General features: G+C 64.8%; 25 protein-coding genes and 1 pseudogene. 7 read left to right on the top strand and 19 right to left on the bottom strand.

The genetic code is table 11. The annotated features are described in order from the left end of the window. Positions 1–215 (bottom strand): annotated as a pseudogene (locus DSY14_RS06985) (leucine zipper domain-containing protein); the annotation flags it as partial. 25 nt (positions 216–240) lie between these two features. On the opposite strand from DSY14_RS06985, the gene DSY14_RS29570 reads away from it, so the two are divergent. The 3 genes from DSY14_RS29570 to DSY14_RS06970 all read left to right on the top strand — a co-directional run bounded on the left by DSY14_RS29570 (position 241) and on the right by DSY14_RS06970 (position 3,588). After that, a complete protein-coding gene (locus DSY14_RS29570) occupies positions 241–1,233 on the top strand; it encodes an endonuclease domain-containing protein (protein WP_374223987.1) in 993 nt (330 codons plus the stop codon). A 451-nt stretch (positions 1,234–1,684) separates the two neighbouring features. Next, the gene (locus DSY14_RS06975) at positions 1,685–2,287 is read left to right on the top strand and encodes an SLATT domain-containing protein (RefSeq protein ID WP_249187437.1); all 603 of its coding nucleotides are present in this window, start codon (positions 1,685–1,687) and stop codon (positions 2,285–2,287) included. After that, positions 2,284–3,588: a nucleotidyltransferase gene (locus DSY14_RS06970; protein WP_211715630.1), complete on the top strand. Its 1,305-nt coding sequence runs from the start codon at positions 2,284–2,286 to the stop codon at positions 3,586–3,588. Before DSY14_RS06975 ends, DSY14_RS06970 begins: the two co-directional genes overlap by 4 nt. Positions 3,589–3,691: 103 nt before the next feature. Here the strand turns inward: DSY14_RS06970 and DSY14_RS06965 are convergent, their stop codons facing one another. The 4 genes from DSY14_RS06965 to DSY14_RS06950 all read right to left on the bottom strand — a co-directional run bounded on the left by DSY14_RS06965 (position 3,692) and on the right by DSY14_RS06950 (position 9,976). Next, positions 3,692–5,038: a hypothetical protein gene (locus DSY14_RS06965; RefSeq protein WP_211715629.1), complete on the bottom strand. Its 1,347-nt coding sequence runs from the start codon at positions 5,036–5,038 to the stop codon at positions 3,692–3,694. Between the two features lie 53 nt (positions 5,039–5,091). Beyond that, positions 5,092–5,841, bottom strand: coding sequence for a hypothetical protein (locus tag DSY14_RS06960; protein WP_211715628.1), 750 nt, complete (start codon positions 5,839–5,841; stop codon positions 5,092–5,094). A gap of 134 nt (positions 5,842–5,975) precedes the next feature. After that, positions 5,976–6,620: a hypothetical protein gene (locus DSY14_RS06955; protein ID WP_211715627.1), complete on the bottom strand. Its 645-nt coding sequence runs from the start codon at positions 6,618–6,620 to the stop codon at positions 5,976–5,978. Positions 6,621–6,625: 5 nt separating this feature from the next. Beyond that, the gene (locus tag DSY14_RS06950; RefSeq protein ID WP_211715626.1) at positions 6,626–9,976 is read right to left on the bottom strand and encodes a type ISP restriction/modification enzyme; all 3,351 of its coding nucleotides are present in this window, start codon (positions 9,974–9,976) and stop codon (positions 6,626–6,628) included. Positions 9,977–10,143: 167 nt separating this feature from the next. Here DSY14_RS06950 and DSY14_RS06945 point away from each other — a divergent pair, with 167 nt between their 5' ends. Then, positions 10,144–10,899 (top strand): metal-dependent hydrolase, encoded by a 756-nt coding sequence (locus DSY14_RS06945; protein WP_211715625.1) that lies wholly within the window; start codon positions 10,144–10,146, stop codon positions 10,897–10,899. Between the two features lie 596 nt (positions 10,900–11,495). Here the strand turns inward: DSY14_RS06945 and DSY14_RS06940 are convergent. The 14 genes from DSY14_RS06940 to DSY14_RS06875 form a co-directional block, all read right to left on the bottom strand. Further along, on the bottom strand, positions 11,496–12,527 hold the full coding sequence (locus tag DSY14_RS06940; protein WP_211715624.1) for a hypothetical protein: 1,032 nt from the start codon (positions 12,525–12,527) through the stop codon (positions 11,496–11,498). Positions 12,528–12,598: 71 nt separating this feature from the next. Beyond that, the gene (fxlM, locus tag DSY14_RS06935) at positions 12,599–14,617 is read right to left on the bottom strand and encodes a methyltransferase, FxLD system (protein ID WP_211715623.1); all 2,019 of its coding nucleotides are present in this window, start codon (positions 14,615–14,617) and stop codon (positions 12,599–12,601) included. After that, complete coding sequence (locus DSY14_RS06930) at positions 14,610–15,863, bottom strand: lanthionine synthetase C family protein (RefSeq protein WP_211715622.1); 1,254 nt, start codon at positions 15,861–15,863, stop codon at positions 14,610–14,612. The genes fxlM and DSY14_RS06930 overlap by 8 nt, the downstream gene beginning before the upstream one ends. Further along, the gene (locus DSY14_RS06925) at positions 15,860–18,022 is read right to left on the bottom strand and encodes a lantibiotic dehydratase family protein (RefSeq protein ID WP_249187447.1); all 2,163 of its coding nucleotides are present in this window, start codon (positions 18,020–18,022) and stop codon (positions 15,860–15,862) included. The genes DSY14_RS06930 and DSY14_RS06925 overlap by 4 nt, the downstream gene beginning before the upstream one ends. Positions 18,023–18,095: 73 nt before the next feature. Continuing rightward, positions 18,096–18,257 carry an FxLD family lanthipeptide gene (locus DSY14_RS06920; protein WP_211715620.1) on the bottom strand — a complete coding sequence of 54 codons (162 nt, stop codon included), beginning with the start codon at positions 18,255–18,257 and terminating at the stop codon, positions 18,096–18,098. Positions 18,258–18,351: 94 nt separating this feature from the next. Then, positions 18,352–19,224, bottom strand: coding sequence for a helix-turn-helix transcriptional regulator (locus DSY14_RS06915; RefSeq protein WP_211715619.1), 873 nt, complete (start codon positions 19,222–19,224; stop codon positions 18,352–18,354). Then, on the bottom strand, positions 19,214–19,750 hold the full coding sequence (locus DSY14_RS06910; protein ID WP_211715618.1) for a DUF6879 family protein: 537 nt from the start codon (positions 19,748–19,750) through the stop codon (positions 19,214–19,216). The genes DSY14_RS06915 and DSY14_RS06910 overlap by 11 nt, the downstream gene beginning before the upstream one ends. Next, a complete protein-coding gene (locus DSY14_RS06905; RefSeq protein WP_211715617.1) occupies positions 19,734–19,928 on the bottom strand; it encodes a hypothetical protein in 195 nt (64 codons plus the stop codon). The genes DSY14_RS06910 and DSY14_RS06905 overlap by 17 nt, the downstream gene beginning before the upstream one ends. A gap of 307 nt (positions 19,929–20,235) precedes the next feature. After that, a complete protein-coding gene (locus DSY14_RS06900) occupies positions 20,236–20,847 on the bottom strand; it encodes an ATP-binding protein (RefSeq protein ID WP_211715616.1) in 612 nt (203 codons plus the stop codon). 62 nt (positions 20,848–20,909) lie between these two features. Then, positions 20,910–21,314 (bottom strand): DUF6879 family protein, encoded by a 405-nt coding sequence (locus DSY14_RS06895; protein WP_211715615.1) that lies wholly within the window; start codon positions 21,312–21,314, stop codon positions 20,910–20,912. Between the two features lie 19 nt (positions 21,315–21,333). After that, positions 21,334–21,576 carry a hypothetical protein gene (locus tag DSY14_RS06890; RefSeq protein ID WP_211715614.1) on the bottom strand — a complete coding sequence of 81 codons (243 nt, stop codon included), beginning with the start codon at positions 21,574–21,576 and terminating at the stop codon, positions 21,334–21,336. Positions 21,577–21,701: 125 nt separating this feature from the next. Next, positions 21,702–21,929 carry a hypothetical protein gene (locus DSY14_RS06885; protein WP_211715613.1) on the bottom strand — a complete coding sequence of 76 codons (228 nt, stop codon included), beginning with the start codon at positions 21,927–21,929 and terminating at the stop codon, positions 21,702–21,704. Then, a complete protein-coding gene (locus DSY14_RS06880) occupies positions 21,926–22,345 on the bottom strand; it encodes a hypothetical protein (RefSeq protein ID WP_211715612.1) in 420 nt (139 codons plus the stop codon). The genes DSY14_RS06885 and DSY14_RS06880 overlap by 4 nt, the downstream gene beginning before the upstream one ends. Then, positions 22,342–22,764 carry an ATP-binding protein gene (locus DSY14_RS06875; RefSeq protein WP_211715611.1) on the bottom strand — a complete coding sequence of 141 codons (423 nt, stop codon included), beginning with the start codon at positions 22,762–22,764 and terminating at the stop codon, positions 22,342–22,344. Before DSY14_RS06875 ends, DSY14_RS06880 begins: the two co-directional genes overlap by 4 nt. A gap of 368 nt (positions 22,765–23,132) precedes the next feature. Here DSY14_RS06875 and DSY14_RS06870 point away from each other — a divergent pair, with 368 nt between their 5' ends. From DSY14_RS06870 to DSY14_RS06860, 3 genes are all read left to right on the top strand, one after another. Then, positions 23,133–23,942 (top strand): helix-turn-helix transcriptional regulator, encoded by an 810-nt coding sequence (locus tag DSY14_RS06870; protein WP_211715610.1) that lies wholly within the window; start codon positions 23,133–23,135, stop codon positions 23,940–23,942. Then, a complete protein-coding gene (locus DSY14_RS06865; RefSeq protein ID WP_211715609.1) occupies positions 23,939–24,118 on the top strand; it encodes a DUF397 domain-containing protein in 180 nt (59 codons plus the stop codon). Before DSY14_RS06870 ends, DSY14_RS06865 begins: the two co-directional genes overlap by 4 nt. 695 nt (positions 24,119–24,813) lie before the next feature. Further along, a complete protein-coding gene (locus DSY14_RS06860) occupies positions 24,814–25,644 on the top strand; it encodes a sigma-70 family RNA polymerase sigma factor (RefSeq protein ID WP_211715608.1) in 831 nt (276 codons plus the stop codon). The last annotated feature ends 91 nt before the right edge of the window (positions 25,645–25,735 follow it).

The following is a 25,735-nucleotide window of genomic DNA, read 5'->3' as shown; positions in this document are numbered from 1 at the left end:
AGATGTGTATAAGAGACAGGGCGGCTGGAGGCATCGACCATCCCGGCCGGGCCCAGGGCACGGTAGCGGTCGGCCCAGCGTTTGGCAGTGGCGGGGCTGGTCTAAAAGCGTTCGGCGGCCCGGCGCAATGCCCAGCCGTCTTGGACCACGCAGCGGGCCAGGGCCAAACGCCCGGCGGGGGTCAGGCGGGCGTTGGCGTGGGTAGTGTGGATCATTGAGGGCCTCCTGGCGGTCGGGTAGATGTCGCAATCCACACCGATACCGGAGGCCCTCTTGTCGTGTGCCGGGGGTGGGTGTTACCAACCTCCGTGGTCAGTACAGCTAGAGCCCCCGGAGGTGGTGCCGTTGTCATGTCTGGCGTGCGACACGCAGCCTTCGCCACCTGAAACTGTCACACCCACCCGTAAGCCTGGCCTGGTGCGCTACTTCGAGATAAGGCTTCGGAAACCCGCTGACCCGGCACTGACCTCGCACGGGCTCGACGCGCTGACACCGGCTCGGCAGCGGACGCTGCTGTGGAGGGTGGCCCGCGACTACTCCGGCGCTCAGACGGCCGATCACATGCCCGAATGGACCACTCGGCCGTGCCCAGTACCGGCGCTGCGAGCATCGCGGTTCACATCCGCAGTCCTTGGAGATGACGGGCGCCACCACCTGTGGCATCAGAACTTGGGCATGGTGTGCAACGAGGAAGCTGTAGCGTCCCCACCGGGCGGCCCTTGGACTCACAAGCAGAAGTACATGTGGACGTCGAACGGGCGCCGGCGGCAACGCACTGTCGAGTGGTCGATCCGCTACGAGGGCGAACCTGAGCACCCCGATCTTGTGCCGTACGGGGAACGCTGCCAAGTCCTGGATCGGCTTCTCGGATGGCCGGAATGGGTGGACTTGGCGAGCCCGAGGTCCCGCCTTCGGTGGCAGGTGGCAGAACAGGTTGGGTTTGGTTGCTCGGTCTGTGGGGGCGTGGGTCTCGGGTTCATGGATCATGACCCGTTTACCGGGTTCATCCGGGGGATGCTGTGTCTGTCTTGCAACAACGAGGTGGACTTGTGTCCACACGCATCGGGGTGCCGGTGGGCAGAGTACCTGAATCGTCCCCCTGCGGAATCTCTGGAATTGGTGTACCCGCATCTATCGAAGACAACGCGGAGAACCTTGGAGAGGGCGCAGAAGCGGGGATGGGACCCGATGTTGTTCGCAGATGTTCGGGCGTACCGAGAACGGAACCAGTAACAGGATGCGTTGTGGTGATGGCCTATCCAGTTTCCTGTCTCGTGCTGGGTGTGATGGAGGGCATGTTGGGTGTCGGGATCGCCTCCCGTCACTCACGAGAGTCAGATCCCGACGGAGCAGGGGTGGAGCAGGTGCCCAGTTGGCGTGGCGCTTCGTTGCCAACCGCACAGGAGATGAGCGGCAGGAGCACGATTGCCTAGGGCACCGCGGCCCAGACGAGGCTGCGCGCGTTTTCGTTCTCGGCCTCCAAGCGCCGGATCCTTCGTGAGCTGAACCGTGAGGGCTTGGTGGACCATGGCGGTTCGACCCTGCCGCAACGTTCGTCTGTCAGTGGGCTCGCCCATACTTGGAGGGCGCGCGGCGATCATCGACGGTGGCTGCCCTTCCGGGAAGCGGAGACCGGGGGTTCCAAAGCGAAAGCGCTCTCCTGGATGACGATGATCGGAGTGGATTGGCTGACGAGCGAAGAGCGGTACCCGACCGAGACGCGTACCTGCTGGCGCAGGTGCGCGAGTCCTTCGGGCGGGTGGTGTACAGCCACAAGACCCATGAGAAGCAGGCAGACATCTGCTTCAACAAGCACCGACTGCAGCAGGGCGTGCTCATCGCTCTCACCGCGATCAGTTCTGGCACCTTCCTGGCCGCCGTGTTCGGGCTGTTGGGGAACCCGGTGCTGACCACTCTCGCGACCTCGTCCATCGCGCTGCTCGTGAGCTGGATGAGCCTCGGCGCGAAGACCTTCAAATTCGAAGAGGAGTCCAACGCCCACCGCGACATAGCCTCGGGGCTGTGGGACGTCCGCGAGTCCTACATCTCGCTCATCGCCGACCTGATGTCCAATGCCGTCTCTGACGCAGAGGCCAGGGAGCGCCGCAACGAACTCCAGCAGGCCACGCGCGACGCGTACGCCAACGCGCCCAGGACGAGCACCAAGGCCTTCGCACGGGCCCAGGACGGACTGAAAAACAACGAAGAGATGACGTTCACGACCCGTGAGATCGACCTCTTGCTTCCCGATACGCTCCGACTCGATGAGGGTGAGGGCCGGTCATGAAGACGTCCGAGATCTTCGACGCCCTGCTCGAGAACCTCAAAGTGGGCGAGACAGCGACCATGATCGCGTCCCGCCGGGACGAGATCACCAAGGCGCTCAACAAGGACTTCCGTTCTAAGGAAGGCTGCACCGATTACAAGCTCATGGTCGGCTCGTTCGGTCGGCACACGGCCATCAAGGGCGTGTCTGACCTCGACATGATCTTCATTCTCCCACCAGGGATTTGGTCGGACTACAGCAGCGACACCGGACCACGTCGGATACTCGAGCGCGTCCGGGACGACCTCAAAGCGCGGTACACGGACACCGAGATCCGTGTCGACCAGTGCGTCGTGCGGGTGCAGTTCAAGAGCAACGCCTTCAAGTTCGAGGTCCAGCCAGCGTTCAAGAACTCAGACGGTAGCTTCAACTACCCGGACACGGTCGCCGAGGGCTGGAAGGTCACCAAGCCGCGTGAGGAGATCGCCGCGACCAAGGAGTGCAACGACCGCACGTCGACGAACATGCGTCACCTGGCGCGGATGGCACGGGCGTGGAAGAACGCGAGTGGTGTGAACATGGGCGGCCTGCTCATCGACACCCTGGTGCACAATTTCTTCGCGCAGACCGATGACTACGACTCGGCGGGGACGGGCTCGTTCGACCTCATGGTCCGCGACTTCTTCGCGTTCCTCAAGGACGAGCCGGAGCAGGACCGCTATCTGGCGCTGGGTAGCAGGCAGTGGGTCAAGGTGAAAGCGAAGTTCCAACCGAAGGCTAAGAAGGCGTACGGCCGCTGCCTTGATGCGATCGAGAACGAGGGGAAGGTGGCGGCGAACAAGAAGTGGCGTGAGATCTTCGGGACGTCCGTGCCCCTGTCTGTCCGTGAGGGAGCTAAGTCGTATCGGGATACCGAGGAGTTCATCGAGGATCGCTACCCCATCGACATCTCGGGGACGGTTCTGATCGACTGCGATGTCACGCAGAACGGCTGGCGGCCGACTCGGCTGAGGGAGATGCTGCGCACGGGCGTGCCGCTTAAGGCCAACAAGGACCTGAAGTTCTGGGTCACCAGCTGCACCATGGCGCCGCCGTACGAGCTGAAGTGGAAGGTGCTCAATCGAGGCCCTGAGGCTGAGCGCCGGAACATGGTCCGTGGTCAGATCGTCGGGTCGAGCAAGCCGGGAGTTCGCCTCGAACACTCCGACTTCAAGGGTGAACACGTCGTCGAGTGCTACGTCGTCAAAGGCGGCGTCGTCGCTCGTGACCGCATCGACGTCCCGATCAACAGCACCAGCGTTGAGTCGCCGAGCGTTTCGTAGGCGCCTTATCACGGTGTATGACGAGGCCTTCGCGACCCTGCGGGGCCCGATCTCTAAAGACTGTCCTGGAAGGCGGAATCGCAAGCAACTCCACGAAGCGTCCTTAACCCTTGCTCAGGAACACCGACTTGAACAGGTCGGCGACGTCTCCGATTTCCCTGGTCGGCACTCGGAGTTCGCCGCTGGTGACGGCGTCGTTGCCGTCCTCGGTGAGGACCCAGGAGACCTCCACCGCGTTGGCGTGAGGATTCCTCGAGAGGATCACGTAGTCGTCTTGGTCGCTCGTCCACGGCACGTTCGGGCGGAACGACTCCGGCGTGAGAACGACTTCGGCGTTCTCACCGTGATTGCTCCAGGCCACGGGGTAGCCGCGCGAGACGGACCGGAGCACGGAGTAGTCGATATTGGGTTGGAAAGGATCATGCGTTCGCAACACGGGTTCGACGGCCTCCTTAAAGTCGGCATCGTCCGGGTCTAGGTGATCGAGCAACTCGCAGCCGTGGAAAGTCAAGACCATCTGCGGCTTTGCGACGAACCGGCCGTGGCTGACCACACGGATGCCTGCGCCTGGCAGCCCGACGCCCAGGAAGTGCTCGCGACCCTTCGCGATGTGCTCCGCCTTCCTGCTCTGCCAAGCAACCAGGGCTTTCTCCCGTTCCTGGGCCGACAGCGGACCTGGACTGGCGAAGACGCTCGACGCTGGCCAGAACGAGGTGGAGCCGAGACGGTCCTTGGTCGGCTGTGACTGCTTGCCGAACTGCTCCTCCTGGTAGTCACGCAGCGTCTCCAGGAGCTCTTCCACATGGTCGACCCTGCAGACCGGGCCGAGCACTTCCACTTCGAGCTTGATCGGCGGTTTCCCGCCACCGCGGGCGCGTTCCACGAGGGCGAGTACCTCTCCGGATCGGGCAGGCCGCGTGTTGCTGGTCCCTCGCACGTAAATCGCGCCGTCCTGGAGGCTGTCGCGGCGGTCACCGCTTTCGAAGCTCTTGTGGCACGGGAAGATCGACTGGCCGTCCTTCGGCGGTTGCGCGATGACGAACAGGACTTCGCTCTCGGAGCCAACGCTAAGTCGACCGAACTCGAAGGCCGGGAACTGAGGCCCGAGGTAGGGGCGGAGCCGGTCCTCGAGCTCATGGGCCTCAACCCCGCGGGGCACGCCCACAGCGCTGTCCTTTTGCGCGCCGATCACCAGCACCGCGTAGCCGTGGAAGTGCCGGGTTGCTTCGCTCGGGCGCCGGTTGGCCGAGCTGAGGAGGAACTTCGCGATCTTGGCCACGGCGGCCTTGCTGCTCATGTCGAGCGTGCTCTTGACCTCGAGGTAGGTCGTTTCGGCTTCGTCTCCGACGGCGATCACGTGATCGAGGATGCTTCGCAGGGTCCGCTCGCCGAGGGGGATGACGTCGGTGTCCAGCGCTGGGCCGAGCGAGCTCACTTGATCATCAGGCATGAATGATTCTCCCAATCGTCGCTGCTCGCCAGAAGAGGATCCGAGCGGGCCGCCTAGATCCTGACCAAGATTGGCGTCGGCCGGTTGATCTCCCAGATCTGCCAGCCGATCTTCTTCCCTAGGTCGCCGAAGCATCCTTGGACTCCGAGCCGGTGGAGGCAGAACCACCATGCGTCCAGCTCGTCCGCGATGGAGCCGCGGAGCCTCTTTAGGTAGGCGTCGAGCGCGGCGTTGTCACTGTACGGGACTTCGTGGAACTCGGGGAGAGACTCCCTGATGTGCACTTCCACTCGTTCCCAGTACTCGGATGGCTTGTCGTGTTCGCCGGGCTCGTCGGTTGCGAGGATGTCCAGGTGGTGGAAGCGCCCTGACCTCCCGTACCGAGCGAAGGCAGCGAAGACGAGGGGAAGGAGCATGCTCTCCTTGATGTGTCTCGCGAGGTGAGCGGAGTACCCGGGGGCAGCCGTGTTCTCCACGCCCTCGTCGATCACCCCCAGGACGTGAAGGTTCAGCTCCTCGATGTCATGGCCCCAATTCTTGAGGACCTTCTTCGTGGGCCAAGCGCCTGCGTCCGCGACTGCCGCGCACCCGAGCATGACCTTCATCGCCTTCTCAACGCCGATGCTGCCCAGGGTGAAGACCGCGTCGCCATCGAGATCCACGTAGCGCATGTCCCGGATCGCCTGAATCGAGTTGCGCATCAAGTTGCACACGGAGGCTGCTTCCTCAATCAGGGCGAACCCCTGGAGCCTGGAGAGGGCCGGGTGCAGCCCTGATCGGTGTCCTGCAGGAGTCGAGGTCATGCCCCACCCGCCTTCCGAAAGCTCGCCTGGCGGAGCTGTTCAGCAAGGTCCAGGAAACCGAGAAATTCAAGGATAAGAGCCAGCGCGTAGCCGGTGGGCCCGTGGCTGCTCTGATTTATCTTGAGCTCCACCGGTCACCCGGTCAAGGTCGATTTCACGTATGGTGCGGGAATGAGCTTTCGTGCTGTGGTTCTGGGAGGCTCGGGCCAGCTGGGGATATTTGTGAATTCTCCAGAAATTGATATTGCTGTTTCGCTGGCTATGTCTTGAGTTGCTTGAATGAAGCCCTCTACTGCAGTGATGTGGATGGATGGCCCATTCTTTGTTGTCGGGAAAAGCTTGGATTTGTTGCTCATTTTCTTGGGATTGCCGCCATGCGAGAGAAGATTGCGAAGGCTTGCGAGATCCCTTAAGTAGATGTTGAGTTGACTTCCTGTGAGAAGGATCCAGGGATCGCGAGACCACGTCGGGCCTCCGCCAGTTCTAGTCCGCGCAGACCAGGATGCGGTCACGTTTGAGACGCCGTATTCTCTATGAATCGCGTCTCTGATTCTGTCGGGTTCGATGGAGAGTGTGCGGTTCTTCTTCTTTCGATACCCCGTGATGTTTTCAAAGAAATTTTCAAATGGGCCATAGGTCAGAAGAAATGCGCCGTATCGAAGGCTTTGATACTCCTTGCTTCTGCCCTGTGATTCGTCTTGACGGTGAATCTTAATCATGTCGCAGGGGAGGGTTAATTGCTCGGCGAGTTCTTGCAATGCTTCTTCTATTTTATTCACGAGTTCTAAAACATTCCCTCTTGTGTTGCGGTGGAGGCAAGGTCGTATCGGGGCTTTCGGTCCTTGTCGGATTCCGGGAATTTGACTTCCTTGGTCTTCATTGTCTCAAGGGTGAGAATCGGGCCAGAGAGTACCTTGTTCAGTAGTTCTCTTTGGGCATTCTCCAGCTCGGTGATTCGGCGAAGTGCAGTCAGGAGCTCGTTGAACTCGGTGATCCATTCCTTCGGCCACGTATCGAGATGAATGTCGTCGAGCGGACTGGTTTTCTTTCCGCCAGGTTCTGATTTGCGGTAGGAGAACCACTTGCTGATGACGTTCATGCCGCCAACATCATAGTTCCACATGCGCTCTGTGACCGGTCCGAATGTGCCCTGCCCAACCTTGATCTCTCCCCGGCCCTCCTCGCCTGGGACATAGATCGGCTTTCCCGGGAGCTCTGAGCCGATAGCGGCGAGGTTCTTTGGCCGCCGCGGATCCTGGGGGTCGAAGCTGATCTTCCCCTTAGGTCGACCGTTTGCGGGGTCGTCGAAGACTTCACCGTAGGTGGCTGTCCACACGACCTGTCGGCCGATCTCGCAGGCCTCAGCCCACAGTTCGGGGTCAGCAGTGAGTGGTATCCGAATCCCAGGAGTGACTAGTTCCTCAGCGAACTGCTTGGTGAACGCGGGGTGCGCCGCGACCCCTGCAATGTACGCCACCAGGTCATGCGCGGTCACAGAGGTTCCGAAGATGTTCTCGAGCTGAGCGAGTAAACCGGGAGCTGTGTTAAGGGATCCATCGGGATGAAGCACCGGAAGAACCCGGCCGCCCTCACTCCCCTTAAAATGATGTTTATCGGGGATGAGAGTTGAGAATGTTATGGCAGGGCCTGACATGATGGCTTGTGAGTGCTGTTCGGTGATATAAACCTGGCCATCCACAGGCTCAGCCGACCAAAGGTCTTTGCGGGCGCGGTCGATAAGTCGATGATCGGGGATGATCCATTGCCTGTCAAAAGAGCGGTAGGCGATCCGCTTTGGTGGTGGGCATACTCCCGATTCTTCATTTATCGTTTTATCGTGTGATGGCGTGTTGGGAAGAGGTTCCTTGTTGCTTTTTACAGTGCAGCCGTGTGTCTCCTTGAGAAGTTTAGGCTTCTCTTGTGGTTCTGCTGAAACTAGCGCATTCCAGCGCTCTTGCAGAATGCTTGGATGCGGGCCATAAATCCATGTGCGTCCTGGAGTGATTCCCGGAGTCACCCAGCAAAACAGATCCCCTAGGGCAGGGTAGTCGTCCCAAGCTGACTCAGTCGCAGGCAAGAAGGGGGCCTCCCAACTCGTGCGAGCGGTCTGCCAGTTCGCACCGTCAAGGGTGAGTGCATCAAGTTGATCGTATTTCTGCTCTCGTTTGCCGGTCACCTTGGTGTAGTGAATGGCAGCGGGGACACTGGTGTCGGTGTCTGCACGACGGACGAAGATGGCGATGGCCAGTGGCTGCTGCACTCCAGGGAAGACCCGGGTCGGTACATCGGGCTGCATTCCCTCAGGGGTGACGTTGATGATCCACCCCTCCGAACAGGTCTCTCGCAGGTATCGGCGCATCCCCTTGAACCCCGGGCCCTTGAGATATCCAGAGGTCGTGATGAAGCTGACCACGCCGTGTCGGTCCTGAGGTTGGGCGTCGAACACCTTCCACGTCGCCCAGGCCCAGAAGTAGATGTAGAGGTTCTTGAGCACGTACTCCACACGCCCGTTGCCCTCCTTGCGGAAGCGCTCCAGCGGGGCCGTGGTGTCGGTGTTGTCTGATCCGGCCTCCACCCACCCTCCGAGCCCTTGAGCTCGCTCGTGGTAGGGCGGGTTACCGATGACGACGGTGACCGGGGTGTTCGCCTTGATCTTGTTCGCCTGCATGTGGGACTTGGCCAGTGCGTCCAGGCCGGGAAATGCTGCGGACTCGGCGATGAAGGGGTCGTCCAGTGTGTTGGTCACGTGCAAACGAACGCCGCCCTTGGGCAGCTCCGCACCGTAGCTTTTGAGGATGTCGACCGCGCGCATCTCCGCGACGGTGTAGGAACCCATTTTGAGTTCGAACCCGATGAGTCGCTGTGCGAGGTCGGTGATGGCGTGGCCTACCGCCCCTGGTCCATCGAGTTCTTCCGCGCGTTTGGCGGCGTGGTCGATGACGCCGTGCAGGTATGCGCCGGTGCCCATCGCGGGGTCAATCGTGGTGACCGAAGGGGAGAGGTAGCCCTGTTCGGCGTCCAGGCGGGTGGTGAGGACGTCATCGGTCAGTCGGACCATGTTCCGTACGACTTGGATGGGGGTGTAGTAGACGCCCGACTGGCGACGCAGGTCCGGGTCGTAGACCGAGAGGAATGATTCGTAGAGGTGGATGTAGGCGTCTTCGCGCTGCTCCCAGATGGGTTCCCACTGCACGGCGCCGATCACCCGGCGCAGCAGGTCGATGGTGACCTCGAAGGAAGCGACCGCGCTCTGGGACAGCAGCATGAGGGCCTGCGACATCAGCGCGTGTGGATTTCCGGCTTTGAGCTTGTGGGCGATCTGCCAGGTGTGCAGCTCCGCGACGTTAATGCCCTCGGTACGGGCCAGAAGGAACGCGAAGGTGACTGTCTGGGCGTACCCGTCGGCGAACACCTCGTCAGTCGCACTGGGAAAGAGCAGGTCACGCCAGTTCTCGGCGAGCTGGGTGAACTGCAGATCGTAGAGATGCGCGCCAGCTTTGAGTGCTTTCGCTTCGACCGCAAGTTGTTCCAGCACGGAGTCTCGTAGCAAGCGACACAGGGGCGCTACAGTCTCCACGAGCTGCTTGACCGTCGTGATGGGGGGCGGGGCCCACTTCAAGAAGGTAAGGAAGAGGGCCTCGGTTGCCAGGTCGTGGCTGCTCAGGTCCGAGCCAGAGGTGTGCAGGTCACCATCGAAGTCGACCTGGAGCTGAAGCTCCCCGTGCCGGTACAGGCGCCACTGCGTGCCGTTGGTGTAGAGCAGATTCGGCAGGTCCTTCAGCCGCTCCCACTGCTTCTTGTTGTGCCCCTTGAACTTGGTGGGGTCAAGGTTCTGCTTGGGCTTTTTCAGCTCGACATGGCCCGTGATCGCTCCGCCCACGCGCACCGCGAAGTCCGGGCGAGCCCCCTGTCCCTTCATGCTCGCTTCGTCGTGCACGACGACTTCCAGCTCCGCAGAGAGACCAACCTTGATGAGGAGACCTTCTACCGGGCCGCGGATCGCGGCCTCTGGCTGGCCAACGCCGTCCTGCAGCTTGTTCGCGCACTCTTGGCCGTACTCGGCGATCGCTGCACTCAGCCAGTCCTTAGGCAACCCGGGGGCTCCGATCCTCACGATGGCGGGTGTGTAGCCCATTCATACCAACTCGCGGGGACACAGGGACCAGGCCAAAGTCATCAAGTTCCTCTGACCCCACTAATTGTTCTGGTCTCCAGGCGTGGGCGCGAGCACACGGAATGTCACCTGTACGAGAGATAGTCAGGCGACCACCTTCTCCGCTCCTCACCCCTCGGGAGTCCTTGATGATGGGCACCTCGCACGCCGCGTCCGGTGTACTCGCAGGAGGTGCTGTTGGCCTCCTCTGCAGCGACGATCCCTTCGTGACCTTGATGTGCGCCGCGGTCGGCGCCGGCGCAGCCCTCCTGCCCGACCTGGACGAACCCCGCTCGACGGTCGGCCGCTCTTTGGGCCAGGTCACTGAACTCACCTCGACGAAACTGCGAGAGCTGTCCAAACGCACCTACCACCGCACGGCCACCGAGCTGGAGCTAGCAGCCCCGAAGGACGGCGGTCACCGCCATTTGACCCACACCATCCCCGCATGCTTGGTGTTCGGGCTGATCGCGATGGTGGTCGCCCTGGTGCCGCTCGGAGCGGCCCTGGTGGTGTTCGCGATGACCGCGCTGGGGTTGGGGACGGTGGCCCGCTCGCTGAAGAAATGGGGCACGCACAGGCAGCGGAAACGGGCGGTGTTGTGGATCGCAGGGTTTTTCGGCCTGTGCACGTTGTTCGTGGAGGGGTATGGGCCTGCGGCCTGGTTGGTGGGGCTGGTGGTGTGCACGGGGGCGCTGACCCATGTGCTGGGGGACTGGCTGACCCGTTCAGGAGTCCCGCTGGCATGGCCGTTCGTCGTGCGGGGGAAGAGGTGGTGGATGCTGAGCTCGCCGGTGGCCTTCCAGACCGGGAAGAGTCGGGTGGAGGACGGGATCCGGGTGGGGGCGTTGATCGGGTTCCCGATCATGCTGGCCTTGGGAGCGCCTGCACCTCCGGTGGCGTGAGTATCGGAAGCGTTGAACCATACAGCGGCTGACAGCACCAGAGAACGAGCTTCAGAGCGCCCGCTTCAGCGGGCCTAACGGTCTCGCGCACCCGGCGTGTTGCGCCCGGTTCTTCTCAGCGTTTCTGCAACACGATCAGCGCTTTCGTTGTTTATCTACAGCACAGCCATCGGCCGAGGAAAGCTCTGGGGGAATCATCTGTGGATAGCCCTGTCTGCGACTCCCAGATGGGTAGATCGAACTTATGGATGACGACGCTCCCCTGAACTTGGACGACCGAGCCTGGCTGGCTGACCTTCTTCGTGAGGTTGGTCCCGAGGGTGCTTATGAGATCGCTGAACTCTTGGGTATCGACCTTGATGACAACGTCGAGTAGACCGACCTGGGCTTGATGCAGCGCGTGGTCCTTCTCGCTGTGTCCCTGGGTTCTGGTTATGCGCAGGCACGGCCGTGGTTGGTGGCCGTGATGTGTGGAACTGACGAGGGCCGCCTCCCTTGAGGGGCGGCGGCCCTCATGTGGAGGGTCCGTCACCAGCCGCCCGAGATCTCCAGCCCCGTGTGGCCGGTAGTCAGCTGCCAGCCTCGAAGGTCCTGGACTACTTGGTTCCGGGTGATGCAACGGCAGTGGACGACCAGGCTATGTCCAGTCTGTCGGCCGCCATCGTGATCGCGTTCTCCAACTGTTCGTGTAGGTGCGTGGGGAGGACAGCCCCGGTGAGACCGGAAACGCCAAGCACTCTCGTTAGATCCCTGCTTTGATCAGCTGTGCCCTTCCACGAGCCGAGCAGTTCTCGGGCGGCGTACCCGTCCTCGGCACGTAAGACGATCGCCGTCACCGTGTCGGTGAGATCTGCTGTTTCGGCTCCCACACGGTGAAGCAGGTGTAGCGCAGCCAACCCGAGCCGTACGGAGAACAGAGGTCGGCTCACATCGAATGCCTGACTGACACTCTCGTGAAGATCGTTGACTTCGAGCGGGGTCTGATCCGAGAGTTCTGCTCGACACCACAGGTCCAGAACCGCTCGGAGTACCTGTTCCCACGGTTCTTGTACGGTCGAGCCCTCGACGAGAGCCAGGGCGTGCTCAGCGCGGCCCGACAACAAGTGGGCGACGATCAGGGTCTGGCGTCCATCGAAGAGCCGATCCCCGACCCCGCCGTGCCGCTGAGCCTGCTCTGCGGCTTGGTCCCACCGTCCTGCTGAAGTCAGGGCGCGGAGCCCGTCACCGAGCAGGATCGTCCACACCCACCGGTGCACTTCCTCGTGATCAGCCTCGGTCGCGGTGAGTCGATCCAGGGGCAGCGCTCGGCCGTCGAGCACGATCGCCTTCCCTGTACGCACTCCTTCGTGAAGAGCAGTGAGCATTGCGAAGGCCTGTCCACCATCGCCCGCGCGGATCCGCAAACGGGCCAGGTTCACTACGGGTTCCAGGGCACGTTGGGCCATCGTGGCGCTCAACGGAAGGTGAGCGAGGTAGTGCTCGGCATGCTTCCAGCACCAGGTGTGGGCCAACTCCTGCTGTCCGGTGTCGGAGGCGATCAGAGCGGCCCCGTTGTAGACACGCGAGGCCGCGTCCAGCGCTTCCTGGTCGATCCCCGCGCGGGCCAGAGCAGCGTCCTGGGTGATCATGTCGACCCGGTTGGTGAGTCGGTGGCCGGGTGGGCGGGGCCGCGGGACGAGAGGGAACCACCGCTCGAGGTTCATGCGGGGTCGCCCCAGGCGACCACCAGCGCGGAGCCGCCCCTCGCCATGACGCGCCGCGTCTCGGTCTCCTCGGCGGGTGTCGGGCCGTAGTGCAGTGCGAAGTGCAGCGGCTCGTCCCGGTGCGTTTCCCACGCGGTGATCTGTTCGGCCATTTGCTCAGCGAGTACGTGTCCGGCCTTGGCGTGCCCGATGACGCCGAGCTCGTGGCGGCCCGGCTGGTTCTCTACGGGGCGCAGGGTGAGATAGGCCAGGCCGCGTTCGACCACGGGTACCCCGGCCATGTCGCCCCACGGCAGACCTGGTGTAACCAGGTCGCTGTCCACGGCAGGTCGGGTGACGGGCATGCGTGAGAGGCGGTTGGGCAGGTGGGTGGCCAGCCAAAGCCACATCGGGTCCAGCGGCTGTCCCTTGCCGAACGTCACCCCCGACCACACGGTGCGGGGCTGTTCGGCCAGCACCTCGTGGACCTGGGCGCGTTCGATGGCCTGGTCCTGGTTGGTCTGGAGCAGCACGGTGGCGTCCGGGTCCAGGGCCAGGACGGTGCGGGGGTCGTCGCCGATCCCACCGCCGCGCAGCGGCATGAACGTGCACAGCTGGCTGTCGGTGCTCGACCAGTGGTCGCCGTCGGCTTCGAAGACGATGGAGCGGGAGACGTCCCCGGCGATGCGCACCGGGGCGATGAGCTTCCCGCCTGGGGCGAGCTGGTCCACCCAGGCGCGGGGTACGTCGTGTGAGCCGACCGTGGCGATGATCCGGTCGAAGGGGCCGCCTTCGGGGTGGCCGAGTGCTCCGTCTCCTCGGAGGACCTGCACGTTGGTGATGCCGTTCTCCTTCAACCTGGCCCGGGCTCCCTCGACCAGGTCGGTGTCGACGTCGATGGTGGTCACCGATCCGGCCGGTCCGACCAGGTGGCCCAGGAGGGCGGCGTTGAACCCGGTGCCGGCGCCGAGTTCGAGGACGCGCATGCCGGGTTCCAGGGCGGCCTGTTCGAGCATCATCGCGACCACGCCGGGCTGGGAGCCGCAGCTGATCGAGGCGCCGTTCTCGTCGTGCTTGATGTGTACCGGGGCGTTGTCGTAGGCCTCTTCCAAGCTGGCGTTGGGGACGAAGGCGTGCCGGGGGATTGATCCGAACGCGTCAGCTACTGCTTCGCTTCGGATCTGGCCGCTCTGGCGCAGTTGGTTGACGAGTTCTTCTCGGAGCCGGGCGGCGTCTGCCGAGGAAGCGGTGGTGTGGGTGGTGTCGGTCATGACGACTTCTTTCGCGGTTGTGGTCAGGATGTGCTGGTCGAGGTAGGGCAGGCCCCACCGGTTGAAGGCGAAGATCAGGTGGTGGGCGAGCACGGCTCTGAGTCCTCGGGCCAGGAGCCCGCGGTTGGACAGGTCCGCCAGTGCTCGGCCAGTCGTGGTGAAGGCTTCTGCCCACGGGGCGAGCGTCCCCAGCAGTCCTGTGCTTTCCAGACCCTCGGGTGCGGTGCGCATGAGGGTGTGCACCTGGGCACGGAGCCGGTCATCGGCGGTGAAGAGTGCGGTGGAGGGGCGCAGCTCGGCCACCCGCGCCCACGCGTCCCCCTGTTCGAACCAGTCCAGGCCCGCACCGCGCAGCAGAGCGGACCCCAACAGCAGGGCGAGTTCACGCCGCCCCAACTCCCGATCAGGAGCCACGTGGAGGCGGGCCAAGTAGGCCAGGGTGTGGCGGCTGTCGGCCTGGAACAACTGGTGGGCCAGATCCATGCTCGCCCGACCTCCGAAGGCGTGAACCTCCGGTTCGTAGACGGAGTACACCCACTCGGACACGGCACCGCCAGAGCGGAGCCTGGCGAGCTCGGCATCGAGAAGAGCGACGGCCCCGGGCCCCGCGCTATAGCGCAGCCGCCAGTGCGGGCGCTTGCGGATGAACCACCACGAGCCCAGCGCCGCAGAACCCTCCAACACCCGGACCAGGCACACCGCTGCCTCTTCGGCGCTCTCCCAGTCCGACCAGGTGATCAACACCTGCCCCTGCTGTTCAATCACGGGCGCCTCCTGTGGGGTCGCACAGCAAGAATCCCGCCCACCCGGACTTAGGAGCAGGGCCGGTCAGGGTGTGCAGGGCCAGGGCGGTTCCGGCTGCGCCTTCCAAGAGGCCGATGCCGCCGGTGGAGAGCAGCTTGGTCGCGACCGTGTGCGCGTCGCCGCCGCCCCCTACCGGGGTTAGCAGATCGTCCGCTTGTCCTGTGCCGGTGGTGTGGGCCAGCAGCGCCAAGCCCGCATATCCATGGCACAGCGAGGCATCGTTGACCACCGGCGAGACCGCAGCGGTCGTGAACACCCGGTGGAGCACACCCCGGCACCGCTCGGCCCTGGTCGCGTCCCCCAACGCTTTGGCGGCGAGCAGTTGGGCGTGGGCGACCCCGGCCGTCCCGTAGCACCAGGACGGCCGCTGAGGGCCCGCCACTTTCTCTGCCCCGAAGCGCTGGGCGCTGGTGACCCAGTAAGGCCACCAGACCAGGTCTGCATCGCCCTGCTGCCAGACATCGAGCCAGTCCAGAATGCAGCCCATCGCCTCCGCGCACTCCTGGACTGCGATACCGCGTTGCAGCGCCAGGGCGAGTAGCGCGAGCGGTCCGCAGATGCCGTGCGCCATGCCGGTGTTGGCGTGCCCTGACGGGAAGCGCGGATCCTCTTTTCCGTTGGGGCCAACGCGGGCCCACCAACCGGGAGCCTCCGCATCGTCCACCGTGAGGGGGCCGGTCAGGGCCTTCAGGTAGGAGAGCACCCCGGGCAGGAGCGGGTGGTGTTCGTCGCGGGCCAGGAGCAGGGCGCCGAGCCCGGCCAGGCCTCGGATGGTGTCGAACTCCGCCAACACCGGGCCTCCCCCGGACGCCAAGCGTGCCTGTGCGCGCTCCAGACGGTCGGTGACGATCCGGTCCACGGCCGCATCGAGCCGGGCGAGTTGGGGCCCGAACTCCGGGCGCACGCTCTGCGCCCGGTGCAGAACGTAGGCGAGCGCGGGCGCCCCGTAGAACAGGTGCGCCGCGGGGGAGGCATCCACCCCCTGGGCCACGGCACACTCCAACCACGCCTGGGCCCGCTCCCACGCACCCTCTCCGGTGCGGGCGCGCTCGATGTGCAACAGCGCGACTCCGGCCGCGCCCTGGGCCAGGGACTGGGGCCACCAACGCTCCCTGGCCCAGGCGCGCGCCTGCATAGGGCTGGCGAGCAGGTCGGCGACACGGGCGGCCACAGCACTTGCCCGGCTGGTGGTGCACGCCGCTCTCATGCTGACCTTCCTCGGCGCAGTTGCAGGACCACTTCGACCGGCCGGCCGCGGCACCAACCCGAGGCGGTGGGGGAGGGGGCTTGGGTGAGCACGGCGCTGCCTTCCTTGTTCAGGTGAGTGCGCAACAGGAACAGGCATCCGGGCTCGGACAAGTCCAGGCGGAGCCGTTGATCCCCCGCCCCCAGCTCAACCGTTTCGGGAAGGCGGCGTCGCCGCGCCCAGGCACTCCAGGCCTGGTACCAGTGCGGCCAAGCCGCGCTGGGAGGGGGGAGTTCGGTGGCAGTGAGGCGCCAGCGGGCGTCGGTGAGGACGAGGTTGCCCCAGCGCAGGCGGGGCAGGAACGGCAGTACGGAGGCGGCGCCCCAGTCGAAACCGGTGATCACGGTCCTGTTGGCCCGGGGAAGCTCGGCCAGGAACCGGGCCAGGGGTGGGGCGTAGCGCAGGTTCAGCGCATGGGGCACGAACGGCTCGATCCGAGCGTCCAGGGTGTGGGACCACAGGAACAGTTCGCGGCCGTCGTCGCCGACCGCGAGGTCGTCCACAGTTAGGGAGTCGTTCCTGCTCGCCGGGTATTCGCCGATGTGCATGAGGTGTTCCACCAGTTGCGGGGCGTGGGCGATATGGGCGCTCGCAGCTCGTACTGGCGGAAAGGACAGCTGGACCGGCACAGCGCTCATGCCTTGCGAGAGCAGGCCTGCCCAGTCGGGCTTCGTTTCGGTGAGGGCGGTGAAACGCCCGGCCATGGTGGCCATGGCACGCGAGGCGCCCAGAACCGCCAGGCGGAAGCGGCCGCTGTCCAACGCTTTGATCGAGGGTGATTCGATACGCAGGTTCAGCTCGGTGTGCTCTGGTGGGCGCAGCTCCCGGGAGGTGGCCAACTCCTGCACGAGCTCGTCCACGAGGACCTCTTGCTCACCCTCCAGCGCCGCCACCTGGGCTCGTTTGAGCAACCACCGCTCGCGCAGCCCCACCCGCTCTCCGGCCGCGGTCTGAGCGGGGGCGCTGTGAGCGGGAGGCAGCCCCAGACCTCGGGGGGCGATGATTTCGGCCAAGGGCACGAGCCCGTCCCCGTAGCGGTCAGCGAAGCGTTCCCGGTAACCGCGCCAGGCAGGAAGGCCTTCCGGGTGGGGGGAGAGAACACCGAGCAGGTGCGCGGCCTGTTCGGCGCAGCGCCCCACCGAGCAGGGGAGCGTGATCCGGGCATCCACGCGCAGGTCTACCCCGAGGGGCTGGGCCGGTGAGAGCTCGTCAACGGCCTCTTGTGCTTTGCGCAGCAGGTCCGGATCGGCTCCGCCTTGGTTGTGCGAGCGGATCAAGGAGTGCACTTGCTCGAGCTGAGAGACCGAGGGGCGGGTCTGGGGCAGGGTGTGGCCGCCCAGCCGGGTGAGGGCACTCAACAGGTGTTCGAGCGGGTCCTCGACCGCCAGGGGAGCGTACAAGTGGGAGTGCAGGGCCCGCACGCTCAGCAGACGGGCGAGCATGTCCTCGGCTTGGTCGAGCGATCCGCCAGGGTGGCTGCTGATGAGCGCCCGCACCAGGGCATCCCACCTGGTCGGAGAACGGGCTTTGTCCAAAACGAGCCGGACCGGAGGGGACGCGCCGACCCGTACCTCTCCAGGGCTGGTGCCGGGCCCCGAACGGGCGAACTGCGCCACGGTGAAGGCACCGTCCTGCTCGGTGACGGTGTTGTCCGCTGCCAGAAGCAGGCGTTCGCGCACCTGGGGCAGCGACACCAGCTCCCCGACGACCTGGGCCATCCAGGCTCCGTTGACGCGGGCGAGGCGCTGATGGTCGGTTCCGAACATCGTTGAGGCAGCCTCGGTGAACTCGGCCGGCGCCACCCCGGCGAAGAGCCCGAAGGGCGTGGCCCGGTGGCGGATACGGAGAACGTACCGCAGCAGAGCTGCCGTGGTCTTCCGGGCGCGCTTGACCGACACGTTCCCTGGTTCTTGGGAGCACAGCGATTCGACACCTGCAGCAAGGGAGGGGGAGGCGTGCGTGATCGCTTCGGCCACCGCGGGCTCGGCCCACACCTGGCGCGCCCATCGCCTCCAGGCGGCGGTATCCGTACCGGTCAGGTCGGGGACACCGGGGTCGGCGAGGCGGAGAGCGCACGTGCGCACGTGGGGTTGGGCCACCACCTGCCAGCCCGGTGTCATCGCAGCCAAGATTCCCGCTTTCCTCCTGGCGGGCAGGCCGTGACCAGGCCCGCCCGCCTGCAACAGAGACCGGTCAGTCCGCCGTGCTGGTGGTGCAGGCGCTGGGGCAACTGGATCCGCACCCGTCATCGGTGAGGTTGATCAGCGGTGTCGTGTCGCTGTTTTCAATCAGGCGGATGTCCAGGGTGAAGGGGGAAGAGGTCTCCTGCCGGGTTTCCTGTGCAGCCTGCAACATGGGCTCCTTTGCCGTAGGGGGGTGGGTGCACGGGAAACACTAGGGACCCCGATGGGCCAGCTGAAGGGCTTTCTCGGGTGCGAATAAATTCGCCCTACGGAATGTCCGATTTCGCTCTGGAACGGAACTCTCGGGCGAGTTCACCGAGGAAAGAGCGGCACTTTTCGCCTGAAAGGGCGTGCTCGTGGAAGAAGTCGAAGATCTCACGGCTGTAGGAGATGTCCTTGGGATCGCGCAGGGCGAGTTCCCCGGTGAACACCTCCACGGTGACCAGACGGTCGTCGTAGAGCGTGAAGCCGTTGAGCGGGCCGCTGGGCACCACAGTGTGGGCCGGAACGATGCGGATATCGACCCCCGCAAGTTCGCTGAGGGAGGCGATCCGGTCCATCTGCAGGGCCATGACCGCAGGCGGACACAGGGGCCAGCGCAACGCGGCCTCGGTCAGTACGAACACGAACCGTTTGCCGGGGCGGTAGAGGATCTGCTGGCGTTCCAGGCGCCGTGCCAGGGCGGATTGCCACTCCGCGCCGCGGTTCACCAGCGGGTGCGTCAGAGTCTGGCGCGCGTATTCGGGAGTCTGGAGCAGCCCGGTGATCATGCACGGCAGGAAGAAACGCACCGTGGAGGCGGCGCTCTCGATCGCGGACAGGTCTCGCTGGAGCTCGCCCAGACCCCGTTGCAGGGCCGTGCGGAACCCTTGGTAGTCGGAGTTGGCGACCCGGGCCAACTCCAGCAGGCGGGCACCGTCCTCGCCGGTGGTGGAGATTCCGAGTGCGGTGAGGATGCGTTCGACATCCACCACCGAGGGGCGGATGCGGTTGTTCTCGATCTTGCTGACCTTGGCCTGGCTCATCCCGGTGCGGGTAGCCAGGCTGGCACCGGTCAGACCGGCAGCGCGGCGCAGGCGACGCAGTGCGTCGGCGAGTTCGTCACGCTGCCGGTCGGCGTTTTCGGGCTCAAGGGTCAAGCGGTGCGGCCTTGTAGTACTCGGGGAAGGGGACGGCGTGTTCCAGGGCCAGGTCCTTGTACCGGACGTAGGGGGCGGGGTCTGTGTCCTGAAGGAGTTCCCGGCCGGTCTGGGTGCCGTCGGCAGCGTAGTGCATCAGCACCACGTGCTCGTCGTCGAAGAGCCAGAAATCCTGTTGGGGCAGCCCGGGATCCGGGGTGGTGGCGAAGTCGAGGATGTGGACCTCCTCGCCCGCCGCGGCACTGAAGGCATAGCCCCACTCGAACTGGAACCTCAGGTGGTCGTTGAGCGGACTGGTGAGGGTGTGGACCCGGCGCATCCTGCGGCCGGCCTCGACGTGTTCGCGCACCTTGATCAGGTAGGTGTCGGTGTGCAGCTCCGCAGGCGGGCGGGTCACCCCGGCCAGGAACTGGCGTAGCTCGTCCTCTTCCTCGGGCACGGTGTAACCGGGCAGGGTTTCGAGCCGGAACGCCTCCCGTTGGAAGGAGTGGAAGAACTCCTGCCAGGCCTCACCTTCCAAGCGCACGGGCGGCCTCCTCGATCAGGTGGGCGGGGATGCGCACAGCAACCTCGCCTTCGGAGAAGGTCAGCCCTTCGTTGGATGTCAGTAGGGGGCCCTGAACGATGACTGATCCGTCGCCGCTCGTGTAGACCCCGGGGCAGTCGTTGCGGTTGCAGTCACCAGAAAGCTTCTGAAGTGCCACGAAATAGCCTTTCCTTCCAGCATAATCCGGAATTCACGTTAGAGATTCATCGGATGAGGGTCAAGATTGCTGAAGATATTCACGTCCGAGAATAAAAGATCGGCCTCGGTGGGGTCCGAGGGTAAGTGTTGCACTCGCACAGGTCGGACCACGCTGGGCATCTCGCTCATGATCACGTGCCGTGGCGATACCGGGGTCGGGGCGACGCGTTTCTGCACGGGAAAATGCAGGAGCGACTGGTAGGAGCCCGTTCTCGCTACGTCGCCTTCGAGATCTGGGCACCGGCCCTGGGCCGGGGGTGATGAGGTCACCAGGCCGCTCCCGGACCCGGTCGGGCGTGGGGGTGCTGTACCTCGATGTGATCGGCACCGTCCAGCCGCAGCGACAGCAAAGGGGCGCGTGCCGTCACTATCACCACGGACGGGCGCCGGCCCGGAAGGAGGGCGTGCACCTGCGCCGCGGACACGGCGTCGTCGGCCAGGACCCCGACCTCGCGCCCGTAGGTGTAGGAACGCCAGGCCGCGGATCGGGCACTGAAGTCTGCGGGGACGGCGTCCGCATTGACGTGGATCGCGCGTAGGAAGCGGTCGAGCACCTCGTTAGGGTCGGTGGGCCCTTCAGGGTTCGACCCCTGAAGGCCGGCGAACAGGATGCCGTTGCTGTAGCGGTCGAGGTGTTGGTGGAGCAGGTGCGCGGCGATCCGGGTTTTGCCTGCCCTGGGTAGGCCGTGCAGGACGATGACCCGGATCTGATCGACGTGTGCTTCCCGCAGGAGGGTGTCCAGCCCCAGCCCCGAGTACGGCGGGGGAGCAGGCAGTTTGGGAAGCTGGATTGGGCGCGGTCGCACATAGGTGTTGATCACGGTGATGTTCCCGGCCTCGTAGGCCTGGACGATCTTGCCGCCATCGACGTTCTCCACCTGTGCCGTGAAAGGAGTGAAGGGGAGTGCGGGCCTTGAAGCGTCGGCGGGGTGGGTGCCCTTCACAGGGCCCCCTGGTTGCGCCAGCGGGCGAAGTCGGCCAGCGGGGTGGAGTGCTGGCGGGCCGCCCATCCCAGGAACGCGGTGGTCGCGGTGACCAGCTCGGGGGCGCTGATCCGCAAAGCTCCGTTGCGCGAGCTCACCCGGGTGTAGCGGCGCAGGTAGACAGCGCCGGGTGTGACTTCGAGGTCGGGCAGTATCCGCTGTTGCTCCAGGTGGTGGAGCTTCCAGACAGGCAGGACATCCACCGTGCCTCCAGCAGCGCTCACGTGCTGGTAGCGGGCCAGGCAGTACTGCCCGTACCGGCCCAACGGTTGGGCGGGTAGCCACAAGGTGCGGCGAGTGAGGCAGCGGGCGCGGTGTTCCTTGATCTGTTGCACCCTCGCGGGACGCTGCTTGAACAACATGGTTTAGGCGTGGAGGGTGTCACCCTCGGTACCAGTGCTGCCAACTCGTCCAGTCCGGAGGTGCCTGGTCGCGGCGGGCCAAGGTCCACCAAGTCCCGGAGCTGGCCCGGTCGAGTTCGGAGGCCAGCTCCTCTTCAGTGAACGGTTCGCCGATGGCGGTGGCCAGCAGGTCGAACAGAGTCACGATCATGCCCGCGAACACCGCGAACACGCGGAAAGGGCCGAGTTCGCGGGGCTGCGGGGGGTGTGTCCTGGTGAGCATGCGGGACTTTCTACGTGTTGGGGCCCGGGGCCTGCTTGAGCCGGGCAGGCCCCGGGCGTGGTGGGCCGCAGGAAACCCCACCGCGTTCGGGGGACGGGTATGGGGTGCGTCGGCGGCCCGCCGGTTCAGGAGGCCGGAGCGGTGTGCCGGTCGAGGTAGTGCTCGACCTCGTCCAGGCAGTAGAAGAGCTCGGCTGGTCCACGCAGCGGGAGGAGTAGGTAGATCGCCCCGAGCAGGCGCCTCTGGCGGGTCAGGACGAACCCGCGACCTGTCGTGGCGGCCTTCCACCGCAGATCCATGAAGCGTTGCCGCCGCGTGGTGATCCGCCACCGGTGGTCGATGCGGCGGCTCATCGGGATCCTGGCCTGCCGGTGAGGTGGTCCACGAGGCCGAGGTCCTGGACGTGCACGGGTCGGCAGACGTCTCCGAGGAAGGCCAGACGGCGCAGACTCTTCGCTGAGGGCGGCATGGGCCATTCGGTGGGGGTGCGGGCGGGGTACTCGGCCAGCCACCCCAGCTGGTCTGGGTGGTGTTGGTGCAGTCGCAGCGCGACCGCGTACAGGGGGTGGTGGCCGATGGGGCGCCCGTGTTCCCAGTGGCGGTCCTGGTAGAGGCGGGCGTCGATCGACCACTCGCCCACGTGTACCTGGGGGGTGTAGCCGGTATCGAGCAGCACGCTTTCCAGGGCGGCCATCACGGCGTGGGTGCGGGGTGTGGGCCGGGGCATGGCCTGGGTTAGGGGCACCATCGAGAACAGCAGGCTGCTCACAGGCTCACCTCGGCGTAGACGCCAGTGCCGATCTTCAGCGGCCCCCATGCGCGGGTGAGGGCGTCCACGAGGGCGAGGCCGCGGCCGTGCTGCGCGGACAGGTTCGGGGTGCGCCGGGTGGGGCTGCGGCCCTGGCGGGGGCCGGCGTCGCGGACGGTGACGCGGATGTGGTCGGTGTGGAGCGCGAGACGGAGGGTGAACCGGCCGTTCTCGCCTGCGCTGTGGGTGTGGTCGATGGCGTTGGTGGCCAGCTCGGTGACCACGAGCGTGAAATGGTCGGGGACGGTGATGCCCCACCCGGTGAGGGTCTGGTGGGCCCAGCGGCGGGCCTCGCTGACCTGGTGGGGAAGTCCGGGGAAGCTGTGGCGGGCTTGGTTGCTTAGCCTGGTGTGTGTGGGTTTGGGGGCGATACACTGCATGCGTCTTCACCTCGGTTAGCTCGGGGTGGGGTGACAGCTCCGTTGACCGCTCTCTATCTCGGTCTCCGGAGCTTTGTTGTTTGGATTCGGCCCGCCTTGGCTCCCAACCGGGGCGGGCTGACGTCTGCTCGCACCCGATCGTGGGCGGGGTGTGTCTGCAACTGCTTGCCCCACAGCCAAGCCCGTGGTTGTCGGGCAGCGGCCCCCAGCCAGAAGCTCCCTTATCTAGCCAGATCAGAGTGCTCTGAGGTGCTTGAGACCGACTCTTCCACTGCTCTCGAGACTTGGTCTATATTCATCGCATAGAACGTTTGTGTTCGTATGCCAAGCGATACGAACTGATAGTCCGGCGATATTGGTGGTGAGACGTGGGATCAAGCGATTCTGCTCGGCAGCGTTTCGGTAAGCTGCTCCTGAAATACCGTGGCCTATCAGGCATGACGCAGAAAGAGCTCGCTCGGGCCGCTGCGATCGCGCAGAGCACGATCAGCGATCTGGAGTCAGGAAAGAAAGGGACGCGGAGGTCTCATATAGAACAAATCGATGCCGCCCTGAACGCCAACGGAGTGCTACTGAACTCCTGGGACGCGATGTTCTCCCCGACAGGCATGATCGGGTACTTCCGCGAAGTTGCCGAGGACGAACAGGTGGCCGTCGAGATTCGCGAGTACGCCCTCGGTCTCGTGCCGGGCCTGGTGCAGGTGGAACAGTACGCTCGCGCGATCAGCCAACTCGCGTCCCCCTACGATCAACCTGCGAAGATCGACCAAATAGTGCAAGCGCGACTGTTCCGGCAGCAGATCCTCGACCGAGAGCACCCGCCCATGATGGTCGTGTTGCTCGACGAGTCAGTTCTCCTGCGCCGGTTCTCCAACCCCCACGTCATGCCAGCCCAGATCGACCACTTGGTGAAGCTGAGCCATCGCCCTCGCATCACCGTCCAGGTCATCCCTGAAGCGACCGAGGATCACGTTGGTCTGAATGGGTCGTTTAGGCTGAGTACTGCCCCCGACAGCAACCCCGTTGCCTACGTCGAGAGCCAGAAGACGGGCATGACCCTCAGGGGACCCGAGATCGTGGCAAGCTACGAGCGGACGTTCGCGGACCTGCGAAGTTCAGCGTTGCCGGTGGCCGCATCACGGTCACGGATGGAAGAGATTCGAGGCAGTATCACATGATGACCGAAGGTTGGAAGAAGTCCAGCTACAGCAACGGTGAAGGCGGCAACTGCGTCGAGGCTCGTGCCACCGACCAGGGAGCCGCGGTCCGCGACACGCAGAACCGCGATCTGGGCCATCTGGACGCCCCCGCCCCTGAGTGGGCGGCCCTGGTGGCGGCAGTGCGCGGCGCATAGCGCGAAAGCAGACCGTCCCCGCCCAGGTGTGTTGGGCGGGGACGGTCTTATGTTCGGCTGGTACAGGTTACCCCGGGGCCACCGCTCCCCTCCAGGACCAAGAGCCACTTGTCGGTGAGTGGCACAGGATGCTCGGTGTTCGCAGAGTGGAACGTGTTCATCCTGAGCTGCTGTGACGGCAAGTTCGACACCCCATCGGTCAATTCACCGTGAAGAAGATTGCAAACAACCCCGGATCGAGAAGAGTCTCGGTGTATTCACAGCTGAGATGAGATGTGTCGGTTCCATGGGTCGTTTCGGGGGTGATTATGGTGCGCCAGAGAATCTTCCGTGGTGGTTTTCTGGGCGTGATCTTGTGCGTGTCGGAGAAGTCCAGGAAGAATTTTTCAGAGATCCCTAGATCGAACACTCGCGGTGACTCATGAGTCCACTGAGTCAGTCGCTGAGCCATCTCGTGAGTCCAGCATATGTGCAGGTAGTGGCTGTGAGTCCACTCCTGGTCGCGTGACTCACGCGCCCCTCCGTTGGTGCTCCAAGGCAAAATGCTTTACCTTCCATTGGTGTTAGTGAGTCACTTCTGAGTCTGGTCTGAGTCAGGTTTGAGCGTGCTGTGAGTCCATTCTGAGCAACCCCTGAGTCCACGGTGCTTTTAAGTGGTCCTTGTCGGATCCCGATGGCACTTCCAGGGGGAACACATGAACCTTTCTCTGCTTCGTGAGATCGAATCCAGCTTTGTGGAGATCGCGCCCACACACCTGACCTTGCACGGCGCCCACGTGCACCCGTGGTTGGAGGGGCGCACCTACTCGCTCCTCGAGCTGCGCGAGGTCCTCCTGGACCGCGCGACCCCGAACCTGGTGCGTGACGCACTCTGGCGGCACACCATGCGGGCGGCCCGCCGCTCGCAGGAGCGGATGGTCGGCGCTCTGGGGCTGGCGATGCCTCTGCTGCGCGGGTGTGTGGGCCGCGCCTGTCGGGGCCTGGACCCCGACAGCGCGCAGTGCGTCGAGGCCGAGCTGGTGGCGTTCACGATCCGCCAGATCCGGACCGCCACCTTGGACCACGGCGCGTTGGGCTACTACCTGCTGTGCCGGGTGCGCCGCGCCGCTCTGGGCGAGCGCAAGCGCGCCCTGGCCGCCGCCGCACAGCGGGGGTGGGGTTCGGCCGAAGCCACCGACCTCGAAGACGACCCCGAGACCACCCGCTCGGCTGAGTCGGTCCTGCAGGCCGCGGTGCGGGCCGGAACCGTTACTGCTGCGGAGGCGGAGCTGATCGCCCGCACCCGCCTGGAGAAGGTCTCGCTGGTGGCGCTGTCCACCGAAACCGGGGTGGCCTACAAAACCCTGGCCAAGCGCCGCCAGCGGGCCGAGAGCCGACTCGCCGCCGCGCTGAGCACGGCCCCCGGCCGGGCCCCGAGCGGTCCTTCCCTCGCGGTGAGTGCGCCGGTTTCGCCTGGAGACAGGCACCGCGCCAACGAAGTCGCCCGACCGGAGGCGTCGAAGACGCCGTGGCCATTGGCTTCCTAACTCAGTAAAAGGGCCGGCCGGGCCACGCGAGCTTCACGAGAAGGGCCCGACCGGCCCCCGACAGAGGGCCACGACGCCGAGCCACCTCGAA

Origin of the sequence: Nocardiopsis sp. MG754419 (genome assembly GCF_018207095.1) — a bacterium.
Lineage (GTDB): Bacteria > Actinomycetota > Actinomycetes > Streptosporangiales > Streptosporangiaceae > Nocardiopsis.
This window is presented reverse-complemented; position numbering and strand designations above follow the sequence as displayed.

Excerpts from the sequence above, each read along its gene's own strand:
- DSY14_RS29570 (WP_374223987.1), top strand. The coding sequence starts at position 241 with ATGTCGCAATCCACACCGATACCGGAGGCCCTCTTGTCGTGTGCCGGG.
- DSY14_RS06940 (WP_211715624.1), bottom strand. The coding sequence starts at position 12,527 with ATGATCACCCAGGACGCTGCTCTGGCCCGCGCGGGGATCGACCAGGAA.
- DSY14_RS06930 (WP_211715622.1), bottom strand. The coding sequence starts at position 15,863 with ATGAGAGCGGCGTGCACCACCAGCCGGGCAAGTGCTGTGGCCGCCCGT.
- DSY14_RS06965 (WP_211715629.1), bottom strand. The coding sequence starts at position 5,038 with ATGCCTGATGATCAAGTGAGCTCGCTCGGCCCAGCGCTGGACACCGAC.
- DSY14_RS06950 (WP_211715626.1), bottom strand. The coding sequence starts at position 9,976 with ATGGGCTACACACCCGCCATCGTGAGGATCGGAGCCCCCGGGTTGCCT.
- DSY14_RS06945 (WP_211715625.1), top strand. The coding sequence starts at position 10,144 with ATGATGGGCACCTCGCACGCCGCGTCCGGTGTACTCGCAGGAGGTGCT.
- DSY14_RS06860 (WP_211715608.1), top strand. The coding sequence starts at position 24,814 with ATGAACCTTTCTCTGCTTCGTGAGATCGAATCCAGCTTTGTGGAGATC.
- DSY14_RS06875 (WP_211715611.1), bottom strand. The coding sequence starts at position 22,764 with ATGCAGTGTATCGCCCCCAAACCCACACACACCAGGCTAAGCAACCAA.
- DSY14_RS06865 (WP_211715609.1), top strand. The coding sequence starts at position 23,939 with ATGATGACCGAAGGTTGGAAGAAGTCCAGCTACAGCAACGGTGAAGGC.
- DSY14_RS06925 (WP_249187447.1), bottom strand. The coding sequence starts at position 18,022 with ATGACACCGGGCTGGCAGGTGGTGGCCCAACCCCACGTGCGCACGTGC.
- DSY14_RS06920 (WP_211715620.1), bottom strand. The coding sequence starts at position 18,257 with ATGTTGCAGGCTGCACAGGAAACCCGGCAGGAGACCTCTTCCCCCTTC.
- DSY14_RS06895 (WP_211715615.1), bottom strand. The coding sequence starts at position 21,314 with ATGTTGTTCAAGCAGCGTCCCGCGAGGGTGCAACAGATCAAGGAACAC.
- DSY14_RS06960 (WP_211715628.1), bottom strand. The coding sequence starts at position 5,841 with ATGACCTCGACTCCTGCAGGACACCGATCAGGGCTGCACCCGGCCCTC.
- DSY14_RS06890 (WP_211715614.1), bottom strand. The coding sequence starts at position 21,576 with ATGCTCACCAGGACACACCCCCCGCAGCCCCGCGAACTCGGCCCTTTC.
- DSY14_RS06885 (WP_211715613.1), bottom strand. The coding sequence starts at position 21,929 with ATGAGCCGCCGCATCGACCACCGGTGGCGGATCACCACGCGGCGGCAA.
- DSY14_RS06970 (WP_211715630.1), top strand. The coding sequence starts at position 2,284 with ATGAAGACGTCCGAGATCTTCGACGCCCTGCTCGAGAACCTCAAAGTG.